This window comes from Gilliamella sp. B14384G12 (assembly GCF_016101825.1).
Taxonomy (GTDB): Bacteria; Pseudomonadota; Gammaproteobacteria; order Enterobacterales; family Orbaceae; genus Gilliamella; species Gilliamella apicola_N.
Genome location: NZ_JACFPU010000002.1, coordinates 122621 through 136017, shown reverse-complemented (window position 1 = coordinate 136017; position 13397 = coordinate 122621). Strand labels below are relative to the sequence as shown.

Below are 13397 nucleotides of genomic sequence, written 5' to 3'. Positions count from 1 at the left end.
AATGAGATTGCAAAAACGGTTTATTTATCCATTATTTTTTATGTTATCTATTTCATATGGGTGTTTTGCCGATGAGCCAAATACATCAACATCCGAAGAACAACATGATAAAAAGATGTTAGTTAATAATAAACCTATTACTATAGATGCGAATAATCAGCAGATTGATATTGAAAAAAATATCATAACATTTAGTGGTAATGTGCAAATAATTCAAGATGGTTTGACTATTTTAGCCGATAAAGTGATAGTGACTGATATGCAGGATTCCACAAAACAGAAAATTACAGCGTATGGTAATCCAGTCAATTTTAAACAAATTTTACCTCAAAATAATAAAGTTGTGACAGGGCATTCTGAGCAAATTATCTATGATGTTAAACAAAATATTGTCACCTTACGGAACAAAGCAGAATTATTTCAGCAGGATAATCACGTGGTTAGTTCAATCATTTCTTATAATGTAAAACAACAGTTAATACTTGCCCAACCCAAAAATGGTCGAGTAAAAAGCACTATTATTCCTAGCCAAGTTAAAGAGATAAATAAATAAAATGTCAATTTTAAAAGCGGAAAATTTAGCCAAAATTTACAAGAAACGTCGTGTGGTTGAAGATGTCAGTTTAACTGTAAACTCAGGTGAAATTGTTGGTTTATTAGGACCTAATGGTGCTGGTAAAACCACCACTTTTTATATGGTTGTTGGTATTGTAACTTTAAATGCGGGTAAAATATTTCTTGATGATCATGATATAAGTATATTGCCTCTACATGAACGAGCCCAAAAGGGTATTGGATATTTACCGCAAGAAGCGTCAATTTTCAGAAAACTCTCGGTTATTGACAATATTATGGCTATTTTAGAAACACGCAATGATATTGATAAAAGGGAAAAAATTGACAGAGCAGAAGAACTTCTTGAAGAATTTCATATCACCCATATACGTGACAGTATCGGACAGTCTTTATCGGGCGGTGAAAGACGTAGAGTTGAAATTGCCAGAGCGTTAGCAGCTAACCCTAAATTCATTTTACTTGACGAACCTTTCGCTGGGGTTGATCCTATATCGGTTATTGATATTAAAAATATCATTAAGCATTTACGTGATAGAGGACTAGGTGTATTAATTACGGACCATAATGTGCGCGAAACGTTAGATGTATGTGAACGTGCTTATATTGTAAATAAAGGACATTTAATTGCTGAAGGTTCACCAAGTGATATCTTAAGTAACGAATATGTTAAACGCGTTTACTTAGGAAATGAATTTAGATTATGATAAGACCCAGTTTACAACTGAAAATTTCTCAACAGTTGTCAATGACACCTCAACTTCAACTAGCCATTCGATTGTTGCAGTTGTCAACATTAGAACTACAGCAAGAAATTCAAACGGCACTTGAAAATAATCCATTACTTGAAATTGCAGATCAATATGATGAAGTAAATATTGAGAAAATTGAGTTAAATGAAAATGTTGACACTCGTGAAGCCTTAGATAGCCGAGAAATTCCAGACGACATCCCACTTGATGCATCATTAGATGATATTTATACGGCAGGTACGCCTTCTGGAACTCATTCTGATTATCGTAATGATGAGTTACCGGTTTACCAAGGTGAAACCCATGAAACATTATATGACTATTTAAAATGGCAACTTGATTTAACCCCTTTCAGCGACATTGATCGTGCCATTGCTGTGTCAATTATTGATGCGATTGATGACAGAGGTTATTTAACTGTTTCATTAGATGAAATCTTGGAAGAACAAGGTAATGATGAGATTGAACTTGAAGAAGTTGAAACTGTTTTAAAACGAATTTGGCATTTTGACCCAATCGGTGTTGGTGCCAGAACGCTGCAAGAGTGTTTATCTATCCAAATCCAATATTTGACACCACCAACATTTGTTAAGCAAATCATTGATGACTATCTTGATTTATTGGCAGTTCGGGATTATCGAACATTAAAAAAAATGTTGAATGCAACAGATGAACAACTTAAAGAATCTATCGATTTTATTCAGCATTTACAGCCTTATCCGGGTGATTCGGTTAATACCACTTCCCCAGATTATGTGATTCCAGATGTATTAGTCAGAAAAATGGATGGGCGATGGGTTGTTGATTTAAATAATGACACCATGCCGACTTTACGCATTAATCAGCAATATGCAGCAATGGAAAAAATTGCCAGTCAAAGCGATAGTCAATATATAAAATCACATTTGCAAGATGCCAATTGGTTTATTAAAAGTATTGAAAATCGTAACGAAACCTTGTTGAAAGTCAGTCAATTTATCGTTGAACACCAACAAGAATTTTTTGAACATGGTGCAGAATATATGAAACCGATGATTTTATCGGATGTTGCTACAGCGATTGATATGCATGAATCCACGATTTCTCGTGTGACTACTCAAAAATATTTACAGTGTCCAACAGGAATATTTGAACTAAAATTCTTTTTTTCAAGCCATGTTAATACTGAATCTGGGGGCGAAGCATCGTCTACTGCTATTCGTGCTTTAATTAAAAAATATATATCCACAGAAGACAGTAAAAAACCATTGAGCGACAGTAAATTAGTTTCAATGTTAGAAAAACAAGGGATTATTATTGCTCGAAGAACCGTGGCCAAATATCGCGAAAGTTTGTCAATTCCACCATCGAGTCAGCGAAAACAGCTTTGAGCGACAGACTAATTACAAAGCTGTTATCTAACCATTTGAATTGATAAATCAAACAATTCTACTGGTTTCAATAATCATCATATCTGTAGTAAATGAGCCATCAGGTTGCAGTTCAAAATAGTTTTTTGTATCACTAGCAGCTGTTTCTTGATAAGCTCTAATTGCTTCCACTAATTGAGTTGGTGTACGCATGCGTTTAACCCATGTATCAAAAGAGAGTGTTAAACGATGACGAGCAATATTATCGATAGTAAAACCAGCTCCGGTCAAAAAAGTTAACCATTCACCTGGCGTATAGTCACGAACATGTGATGTATCACGCAACGCTTCAATGGTTTGTAACCAGATATCTAATACTGGATGTCCGGGGGATACCACATCCATAATTATCAATTTGCCATTTGGTTTAGTGATCCTATGTAGTTCACGTAAACTTTTACCCACATCGTGCCAATGATGTGCGGAATAGCGACTTGCGACAATATCAAATTGACTATCAGCAAAAGGTTGCTGTTCGGCATAACCTTGTACTGTGGTTAGATTATTTAAACCTCGTTCCTTAGCTGTTTGAGAAACGACAGATAACATTTCATCGGATAGATCATAAGCGATAACGTGTTTTACATGCTGTGCGGCAATAAAACTAACATGACCTGCACCGCAACCCATATCAAGTAATTGAGCTTCAGGATAGTTAGCAAGCAAGTTAGATAAATATTGTAGATCGGGACCTTGGGCGTGAACTTTACTGGTCAAATAGGCATTAGCTTGTTCACCAAATTGCTGTTTTACATGATCGTGATGTGTTGCCATAGCGATTTCCCATAATTTGGCGCCAAAAGGGCGCCTTAAATAATTAAGCTAAAAAGGTTGGAATTTTGTTTTCAAATGCGCTAATCGCATCTTCATGCTGTAAGGTTAATCCAATATTATCCAAACCATTTAATAAACAGTGACGTTTAAATGTATCAATTTTAAATGAATATTGTTTATCGCCAGCAATCACGACTTCGTTAACCAGATCGATAGTAAATTCTATCCCTTCGTTAGCTTCAACAATTTTAAATAATTCATCAATATCATCTTCTGATAAATTAACTAATAGTAACTGATTATTAAACGAGTTATTGTAAAAAATATCAGCAAAACTTGAACCAATGATGGTTTTAAAACCATAATCGGCAAGTGCCCATGGCGCATGTTCACGTGATGAACCACAACCAAAATTTTCGCGTGCTAATAAAATACTTGCGCCTTTATAACGTGGTTTGTTCAGTACGAAATCGGGATTTGGTTGCTGACCAGCATCATCTAAAAAGCGCCATTCATGAAATGCATGTTTACCAAAGCCAGTACGGGTTACTTTTTGTAAAAACTGTTTAGGGATAATTGCATCAGTATCAACGTTAGCCGCATCTAAAGGTACGACTAGTCCGGTATGTTTTGTAAATTTAGCCATGACAAGCCTCCTTAAAATGATTTGCGAATATCAGTAAAATGACCAGTAATAGCTGCCGCTGCTGCCATAGCAGGACTGACTAAATGCGTACGGGCATCACGACCTTGACGACCTTCAAAATTACGGTTACTGGTTGATGCACAGCGGTCGCCTGGTGCTAACTTATCATCATTCATCGCTAAACACATTGAACAGCCCGGTAAACGCCATTCAAAACCAGCTTCAATAAAAATTTTATCTAACCCTTCAGCTTCTGCTTGCTCTCGAACTGGCCCTGATCCAGGAACGACCAATGCTTGCACTCCATCGGCAACTTTACGACCTTTAGCAATTTGAGCCGCAGCACGTAAATCTTCAATACGTGAATTAGTGCATGAACCGATGAAGACTTTATTAATTTTTATGTCCGACATTTTAGTTCCAGCTGTTAATCCCATGTAAGCTAAAGCTCGTTCTGCTGAATGTTTCTCGATAGGATCAGTAAAATCATTAGGGTTTGGCACTTGAGCATCAATCGAAGTGACCTGACCAGGATTAGTACCCCATGTTACTTGTGGCGCAATATCTTTACCTTCTAACGTTACGATGGTATCAAAATGGGCACCTTCATCTGTTTTTAATGTTTTCCAATAAGCAACTGCTTTGTCAAAATCTTCACCTTTTGGCGAAAATTGACGACCTTTCAAATATTCAAAGGTAACTTCATCGGGTGCGATAATGCCCGCTTTCGCACCCATTTCAATTGCCATATTACATAATGTCATACGGCCTTCCATAGATAAGGCTTTTATTGCTTCACCACAAAACTCAACCACATATCCAGTACCACCAGCACTCGTAGTTTTACCAATAATTGCTAAAATAATATCTTTTGCGGTAATACCATCGGCAACATGCCCTTTAACTTCAATTTTCATGGTCTTGGCTCGACCTTGTTTTAGCGTTTGGGTTGCTAACACATGTTCAACTTCCGAAGTACCAATACCAAATGCTAATGCCCCAAAAGCCCCGTGTGTAGCTGTATGGGAATCACCACATACAATGGTCATTCCTGGTAAAGTCATTCCTTGTTCTGGTCCTACCACATGAACAATACCGCGTAATGGACTTTGTAAACCATATAATGAAATCCCAAATTCTTTGGCATTTTTATCCAGTTCGGTTAATTGAATTCGAGCCATTTCACTACAAGCGCTAAGATCATTACTTTTAGTTGAAGTATTATGATCCATTGTTGCAAAAGTTTTATTAGGTTGACGTACTTTACGATTCATGGCTCGTAAACCATCAAATGCTTGCGGGGAGGTAACTTCATGAACTAAATGACGATCGATATATAAGATAGGCGTCTCATTAGGCGCTTCGTAAACGACATGTGCATCATACAATTTTTGATACAGTGTTTTTGACATTGCTGTTTTCCTTGTTATTTCTTATAACGGGTACTAAAAAATTAACTAACATATATCATTCTCTAACAGTTAAATAATCATTAAAACCTGAAAAGGGATATCAAAGAGTGACAAGACACCAATACTCAAATATCCCTTAATTGGATTGATAAAAAACTATTAAATAAGTTTACAAATAATATCACCCATTTCATCGGTTGAAATCGATTGCTGTTTTTGGGCAAGATCAATTGTACGATAGCCTTTTTCTAATGCTTGATTAACGGCCGTTTCAATCGCTGTAGCAATATCATCGCGTTTTAAACTGTAACGAACTAACAACGCTAATGACAAAATTTGTGCAGCAGGATTAGCTATATTTTTACCAGCAATATCTGGTGCACTACCACCAGCAGGTTCGTATAATCCAAAACCTTGCTCATTAAGACTTGCAGATGGTAACATTCCCATAGAACCAGTAATCATTGCGCATTCATCCGATAAAATATCACCAAATAAATTAGAACACAAAATTACATCAAATTGTGAAGGATCTTTTACTAATTGCATGGTGGCGTTGTCAATATACATGTGTTCAAGAGCAACATCAGGATAATTTTTTGCAACTTCTGTCACAACTTCACGCCATAAAATTGAGGTTTGTAGTACATTAGCTTTATCAACAGAAGTCACTTTTTTACGACGTAAACGCGCAGCTTCAAAGCCCATTTTAGCAATCCGCTCAATTTCAAAGCGGTGATATACTTCGGTATCATAAGCTTTTTCTTGAGCACCACTGCCTTCACGTCCTTTAGGTAAACCAAAATAGATGCCGCCTGTTAATTCACGCATACACAAAATATCAAATCCGCGTTCTGCAATATCCGCTCGTAATGGACAAAGATCCTCTAAACCTTGGTATAAACGGGCAGGGCGCATATTAGCAAATAATTTAAAGTGTTTACGTAATGGCAATAAAGCACCACGTTCTGGTTGTTGATCTGGCGGTAAATTAGTCCATTTAGGCCCACCTACTGAACCGAATAAAATTGCATCGGCTTTTTCACAGCCTTCTAACGTATCTTTGGGTAATGGGCAACCATGAATATCAATTGCAGCGCCACCAACATCATATTCACTGGTTGTTATAGCTAAATTATATTTTTTACGGATGACTTCAAGTACTTTATAGGCTTGTTTCATTACTTCTGGGCCAATACCGTCGCCGGGTAGTACTGCAATATGGTAACTTTGTGTCATTTTTCTTATTCCTTAACAATTTAATGAATTGATTAACTTTGCTTCTTAAATCACAAAATAATATTAAACAAGATGTAATTTTTGTTTTTCTTGTGCTACTTGATTTGCTCGATAAACATTATTTAAAACATTAATTAATGCTAATGCCGATGCGTGAACAATATCGGTAGCTAATCCTACACCATGGAAATTGCGCCCTTTATATTCTGCAACAATATCAACTTGACCTAAAGCATTTTCGCCTTGCCCTTTGGAAGCGAGTTGATATTTAACAATTGCTATAGGCTCATTAGTAATTCGATTTATTGCTTGATATACCGCATCAACAGGACCATTACCCGTTGCTGCATCGGAAAATTTTTTATCCCCAACGATTAAGCTAACCGAAGCTGTTGAGACAACTGTTGAGCCAGATTGGACATTAAAATAATCCAAAACATAATGCTCTTTGTCATCTTTTAGTTGATTAATAAAGATAAGTGCTTCAAGGTCGTAGTCAAAGACTTGTCCTTTTTTATCGGCAAGTTCTAGAAATGCTTCATAGACTTGATTTAAGTTATAGTCTTTATCATGATAACCAAGTTCTTCTAAACGGTGTTTCACAGCGGCTCTTCCTGAGCGTGAAGTTAGATTCAATTGAATTTGGTTTAATCCAATTGATTCAGGCGTCATGATTTCATAAGTTTCGCGGTTTTTTAATACCCCATCTTGATGAATTCCTGATGAGTGTGCAAAGGCATTACTACCAATAACCGCCTTATTAGACGGTATTGGTGTATTAGTAATTTGGCTTACGATTTGGCTGGTACGATATATTTCTTGATGATTGATATTAGTGTGAACATTTAAAATATTTTGACGAACTTTAATCGCCATAATCACTTCTTCTAAGGCTGTATTGCCCGCTCGTTCACCTAAACCATTCATCGCGCCTTCAATCTGCCTAGCGCCTTCTTGAATCGCGCTAATCGAGTTAGCCACCGACATGCCCAAGTCATCATGACAATGAACAGAGATAATCGCTTTATCAATGTTCGGGACACGTTCAAATAAGGTACGAATAATGCCACCAAATTGATAAGGGACAGTATAACCGACAGTATCCGGAATATTGATCGTTGTTGCCCCTGCTTGAATTGCTGCTTCAACAATCCGACATAAGTTATCAATTGGGGTACGGCCTGCATCTTCACAAGAAAACTCCACATCATTAGTATAATTACGTGCACGTTTAATACAGTGCACAGCCCTATCAATGACATCTTCAAATGTCATTTTTAATTTGTCTTGCACATGTAAGGTTGAAGTAGCCATAAAAGTATGAATTCGAAATTGATCAGCAACTTTTAAGGCTTCTGCTGCAACATCAATATCTTTGTCAATACAACGAGATAGTGCACAAACACGACTATCTTTTATTGTTTTTGCGATAGTTTGCACCGATTCAAAATCACCAGGAGATGAAATAGGAAAACCAACTTCCATAATATCAACATGCATTCTTTCTAACGCAAGCGCTATTTGTAATTTTTCTTTAACACTTAAACTGGCCTGTAACGCTTGTTCGCCATCGCGTAATGTTGTATCAAAAATAATGACTTGATCGCTCATTGTTTTATCCTTTGTATATTCTAGCGCTATTGCGATATTTCAAGTTAAGAAAACAAAAAAACCCGCACTTTAGCGCGGGTTCTTGTTAATTAGTCGAGTTATTTAATAAATTATCTTTACTCCACACACAAGGTATCCGCGCAATAAGATGCGAGGAGGAGAGTGAGCAAAAGGTAATTTGTTTTAATCATTAAAACTCTCAAACTAGTTAATTTAAATTGGTCAAAATATTAACATCATTTTTATCAAATAATAGTTTAAATGTCAAGATTAATATTTATAGAGTATTACTTTTAACGTACTAATTATTGGGTAAAAATTTTGTATGCGTTAATAACAATTGTTCATTATTATTAGCCATGCTAGTTTACCTGTTTAATGGATTTTTTATGTCACCCTATACAGAGATATCATTTAAGCAACAATTACATTATAATTGAACAAAATGTGTGCACAATATTAATCAATGTTTATTAAAAATATACTCATTACTTTAGTTATTTTAATTGTTATCCAATTCATAAATTTGACAAGCGTATCTAATTAATCTAATTTTAAAAATCTTTAAGTTACCTTTCATTAACAATCATTAAGATGGAGTTATGATATGAATATTGTCGAGATTTCCCAAAATCGTTACACAACCAAACATTATGATAAGACTAAAAAAATCCCTAAAGAGAAACTTGAACAATTATTAACAGTTTTACGAAACAGTCCATCATCAGTCAATTCTCAGCCATGGCATTTTTTTGTGATTGATAATGATACCGTTAAAAATAAAATTTTACCGGCAATTGCTGAGTTTAACCAACCTCGGGTCACAGACTCATCGCACACTATTATTTTTTGTATTAAAACGCCATTAGATGAAGCACATTTGGTTAATTTATTAAATCAAGAAGAAAAAGATGGGCGTATACCAACCGCAGAATTAAAGGATGCTCAGGATCAAGGTAGACGTTATTTTGTTAATTTAAATAGCTCAACACCTCAATCTCTGCAATGTTGGGAGGGTAAACAAGCCTATCTCGCTTTAGGGCAATTGCTTTTTGCAGCAGCTGCTATTGGTATTGATTCAACAGCCGTTGAAGGATTTGATTCTGAAAAAATGGATGAGATTTTAGATTTAAAAGCAAAAGGATTAAAAAGTTTAGTGATTGCGACTCTAGGTTATCGATCTGAAAATGATGGTAATGCGCATCGTCCTAAATCACGTCTACCAAAAGAACAGATTTTTACTTTTTTATAAATATTAAAATAAAGTAATATTTATGATTATCCCGTCCAATAATGGGTGGGATAATTTAAAAAGACCGGTACTATTTATTGAAAATAATTGTCAGATTTTAAGAAGATATCTTCAGTCATTTGTTGTTGTTCTGGTATAAATTTGTCATTATAAAAAAATAACCCTAGACCATACAGATAGAATCATTACAATATACGCCATCAATCATTTAGCAATACAATAGGTTGCTAGTTTTAATTAATTAAACGGATGATGTTTTATGGCACAATATGTCTATACCATGAATCGCGTAGGGAAGATTGTTCCCCCTAAACGCTATATTTTAAAAGATATCTCTTTAAGTTTCTTTCCGGGTGCCAAAATTGGGGTACTCGGTTTAAATGGTGCAGGTAAATCTACACTATTACGCATTATGGCGGGTGTGGATACTGAGATTGAAGGCGAAGCTCGCCCACAACCCGATATTAAAATCGGTTATTTACCTCAAGAACCTAAGCTCGATCCTAAGCAAACTGTACGCGAGGCGATTGAACAGGCTGTTGGTGATGCAAAAAAAGCACTCGCTCGACTAGATGAAGTTTATGCCGCTTATGCTGATCCTGATGCCGATTTTGATAAATTAGCCAAAGAACAAGCAGAGCTTGAAGCAATTATTCAATCGCAAGATGCCCACAATTTAGATAACCAATTAGAGCGTGCCGCCGATGCTTTACGTTTACCTGATTGGGATGCGAAAATTGAAAATTTATCAGGTGGTGAGCGTCGTCGTGTTGCTATCTGTCAGTTATTGCTTGAAAAACCAGACATGTTATTAATTGATGAACCAACTAACCATCTGGATGCTGAATCTGTAGCTTGGCTTGAACGTTTTCTACATGATTATGAAGGAACCGTTGTTGCTGTAACTCATGACCGTTACTTCTTAGATAATGTTGCGGGATGGATTTTAGAGCTTGACCGTGGTGAGGGTATTCCATGGGAAGGTAACTATTCATCTTGGCTTGAACAAAAAGATCAGCGCTTAGCGCAAGAAGCGGCAACCGAATCAGCACGTCGTAAATCGATTGAAAAAGAGCTTGAATGGGTAAGACAAAATCCAAAAGGTCGCCAAGCGAAGAGTAAAGCCCGTTTAGCTAGATTTGAAGAGTTAAACAGCAACGATTACCAAAAACGTAACGAAACAAACGAACTCTTTATTCCACCTGGGCAACGTTTAGGTGACAAAGTTATCGAAGTAAGCAATTTAAGTAAATCTTATGGTGATCGCGTACTGATTGATAATCTTTCATTCACTATTCCAAAAGGGGCAATTGTGGGGATCATTGGTCCAAATGGTGCCGGTAAATCAACGCTATTTAGAATGTTGTCAGGTAAAGAGCAGCCAGATTCAGGTACTATTACCTTAGGTGATACAGTACAATTAGCGTCGGTTGATCAGTTCCGCGATAGTATGGATGATAAAAAAACCGTTTGGGATGAAATATCCAACGGACAAGATATTATGCGTATCGGTAATTTCGAAATACCAAGCCGTGCTTATGTTGGTCGCTTTAATTTTAAAGGCGTTGATCAGCAAAAACGTGTTGGAGAACTTTCCGGTGGTGAACGTGGACGAGTACATTTAGCCAAATTATTACAAGTTGGTGGTAATGTGTTATTGCTCGATGAACCGACCAATGACCTAGATGTTGAAACATTACGTGCGCTTGAAAATGCGTTATTAGAATTTCCGGGCTGTGCCTTAGTGATTTCGCATGACCGCTGGTTCCTTGACCGTATTGCAACGCATATTTTGGATTACCAAGACGAAGGGCATGTTGAGTTCTTTGAAGGTAACTTTACTGAATATGAAGAGTGGAAAAAACGTACTTTAGGTGCAGAAGCTGTCGAACCAAAACGTGCTAAATACAAACGTATTACGAAATAGTTGATATTGTCAATTAAGCTTATCCGCCGATAATGATTCGGCGGAATACTAATAAACAAGAAATAATTAGACACAATCGCTATATCTACAACTGATATTTAAAATAATCATTCTATCCATCCCATTAATTAACAAATCTTTTTAACAATACGGATGCAACAAGTGTTTAAGCAAAATTTTTGGATGCTTTAACAATTTTAGCAAATGTATCAGTTAACAAATGTGGTATAGCACTTACGCCACGGGATTTTGCAGCATCACAAACAGCAATAGCTAAATCGGGTTTAGAACTGCGATGAATCGCTTTTTGAATAATTTTAGGTACAGGCATATCAATATGTTGCACAGTATTATACGCTGCCAATTTATAAACATCACTAAAACCATGTTTAAACAAGAAGTTTTCAATATCGCGCGCAGGTAATACGGTTAAATAATCACTTGGATTTTTGCCTTCAGGACATAGTGATTTTACTGTATCAGCATATTTTTTACCTGCCATATCTCCATCAGTTATTACATACCAATGAATGCCCATTCGATTAGCGTATTTTATCAACGGTTTTAAACCGCATTGAGCAAATTCAATTAACTGTACGCCTTCCGAACTTAAATGATAACCACTCTGTTCAGCGAGCTCTCGCAGTAACCAAACTTCGGTTTCGCCTTCCACTAATAACCAACAACGGGCAAATATGGCGCTGGCACGTCGATAGAAAATATGAAACAAAATTCGACGACTATCATCAGTTCCAAAAGAACGTGGCGTAATGTATTTTGCAATGATTTTATCCGGTAGACGAATCAAGCGATAAATGGTATCTAATGGAAAGAGTGATACTAAATCACTTGAATTAGAGGTGATAATTTTTTGCGTTGGTAGATGTTTGAGTAACCGAAATCCAACCGATAAGATGATAGGGTGGATTTGGCTTTCAGGCTCTTCTAAAATTAAAATGGGTACTGAACTTTGTGAAAGTGCAGTATTACCTTTAGCATTAATAAGCGACCCAAATACTCCTAACAAGGTGGCACGTAAGTAATCATCATCTAAATCATCTAAAATATTATTAATGCGTTCAAGTGAATCCCAATCTTCACTGCGTGGGCTGGTTTTTTTGGCCACTTGTTTATAATGATAGCGATGCTGCTGATCCACAAAGTAATATTCTAAAAGTGCACGAGCAGCTTGCAAACCGCGTTGTAATTCATTTTGGCTTAATTGTGAAGAATGTGTCTTTAACTGATTTGACAGTTGCTCAACAAAATATTGCGACAAGGGTTGATTGGTAATGGGTAAATCATAACTATTAATTGTATTTTTTAACGCCATAATTGGGTTGAGTTCAATTAAATGTGCGATCAACAATTTATGATTTTCAACATTAAAAGGCTCACCATTTGCATCAACCAACACATGCTCACTAATAATATTATCACCTTGTTTATCGGCGCTAATATGGTAAGTAATACGGCGCAACTTATCTTGTTCTGAATTAAAGCTAACCGGTATGAGTGAGTGATAAGCTTGCTTATCTAGCTCGTTTAAGGAAGATTCACAATAAGTAATTTTGATGCTAATGTGATCTCCATAAACATGATTTTGGTCATGATAAAAGTCAGTATCAACAAATTGATAAAACTTATTGTTGAGGGATAACAATGTCAACGCACTAATTAAACTTGAGCGTCCCCAACGGTTCTCGCCAATTAGTACGCTGGAACTTGCGTTAAATTTCAAAGATAATTGGCTAATACCCCGAAATCCTGTAATATCAATTTGCTCAATAAACATAGTATTT

Annotated in this window: 11 protein-coding genes; 5 read left to right on the top strand and 6 right to left on the bottom strand. The window is 36.2% G+C overall.

Going from position 1 to position 13397, the window contains the following annotated elements:
• Nucleotide 1 precedes the first annotated feature (1 nt).
• The 3 genes from lptA to H3S73_RS03180 are packed head-to-tail and all read left to right on the top strand — an operon-like array spanning nt 2 to nt 2695.
• Complete coding sequence (lptA, locus tag H3S73_RS03190) at nt 2-553, top strand: lipopolysaccharide transport periplasmic protein LptA (protein WP_198235569.1); 552 nt, start codon at nt 2-4, stop codon at nt 551-553.
• Between the two features lies 1 nt (nt 554).
• The gene (gene lptB, locus H3S73_RS03185; RefSeq protein WP_086326368.1) at nt 555-1280 is read left to right on the top strand and encodes an LPS export ABC transporter ATP-binding protein; all 726 of its coding nucleotides are present in this window, start codon (nt 555-557) and stop codon (nt 1278-1280) included.
• Complete coding sequence (locus H3S73_RS03180) at nt 1280-2695, top strand: RNA polymerase factor sigma-54 (protein WP_198235686.1); 1416 nt, start codon at nt 1280-1282, stop codon at nt 2693-2695. Before lptB ends, H3S73_RS03180 begins: the two co-directional genes overlap by 1 nt.
• Before the next feature lie 48 nt (nt 2696-2743).
• Here H3S73_RS03180 and H3S73_RS03175 read toward each other — a convergent pair whose 3' ends face one another.
• The 5 genes from H3S73_RS03175 to leuA all read right to left on the bottom strand — a co-directional run bounded on the left by H3S73_RS03175 (nt 2744) and on the right by leuA (nt 8416).
• Nucleotides 2744-3514, bottom strand: a complete 771-nt coding sequence (locus tag H3S73_RS03175; RefSeq protein WP_370528775.1) for a class I SAM-dependent methyltransferase — start codon at nt 3512-3514, stop codon at nt 2744-2746.
• 37 nt (nt 3515-3551) lie between these two features.
• Entirely contained in the window at nt 3552-4154 is a 603-nt protein-coding gene (leuD, locus tag H3S73_RS03170) for a 3-isopropylmalate dehydratase small subunit (RefSeq protein ID WP_198235567.1), read from the bottom strand.
• A gap of 11 nt (nt 4155-4165) precedes the next feature.
• A complete protein-coding gene (gene leuC / locus H3S73_RS03165; protein ID WP_198235566.1) occupies nt 4166-5566 on the bottom strand; it encodes a 3-isopropylmalate dehydratase large subunit in 1401 nt (466 codons plus the stop codon).
• 159 nt (nt 5567-5725) lie between these two features.
• Nucleotides 5726-6805, bottom strand: a complete 1080-nt coding sequence (leuB, locus tag H3S73_RS03160; RefSeq protein ID WP_065737645.1) for a 3-isopropylmalate dehydrogenase — start codon at nt 6803-6805, stop codon at nt 5726-5728.
• 63 nt (nt 6806-6868) lie between these two features.
• On the bottom strand, nt 6869-8416 hold the full coding sequence (gene leuA / locus H3S73_RS03155) for a 2-isopropylmalate synthase (RefSeq protein ID WP_065737644.1): 1548 nt from the start codon (nt 8414-8416) through the stop codon (nt 6869-6871).
• Between the two features lie 607 nt (nt 8417-9023).
• On the opposite strand from leuA, the gene nfsB reads away from it, so the two are divergent.
• Nucleotides 9024-9668, top strand: a complete 645-nt coding sequence (gene nfsB, locus H3S73_RS03150) for an oxygen-insensitive NAD(P)H nitroreductase (RefSeq protein ID WP_198235565.1) — start codon at nt 9024-9026, stop codon at nt 9666-9668.
• Nucleotides 9669-9927: 259 nt separating this feature from the next.
• Nucleotides 9928-11595 carry an energy-dependent translational throttle protein EttA gene (gene ettA / locus H3S73_RS03145; RefSeq protein WP_065737642.1) on the top strand — a complete coding sequence of 556 codons (1668 nt, stop codon included), beginning with the start codon at nt 9928-9930 and terminating at the stop codon, nt 11593-11595.
• Between the two features lie 166 nt (nt 11596-11761).
• On the opposite strand, the gene H3S73_RS03140 is transcribed toward ettA, so the two are convergent.
• Nucleotides 11762-13390 carry a DUF2813 domain-containing protein gene (locus tag H3S73_RS03140; protein ID WP_198235564.1) on the bottom strand — a complete coding sequence of 543 codons (1629 nt, stop codon included), beginning with the start codon at nt 13388-13390 and terminating at the stop codon, nt 11762-11764.
• Between the last annotated feature and the right edge of the window lie 7 nt (nt 13391-13397).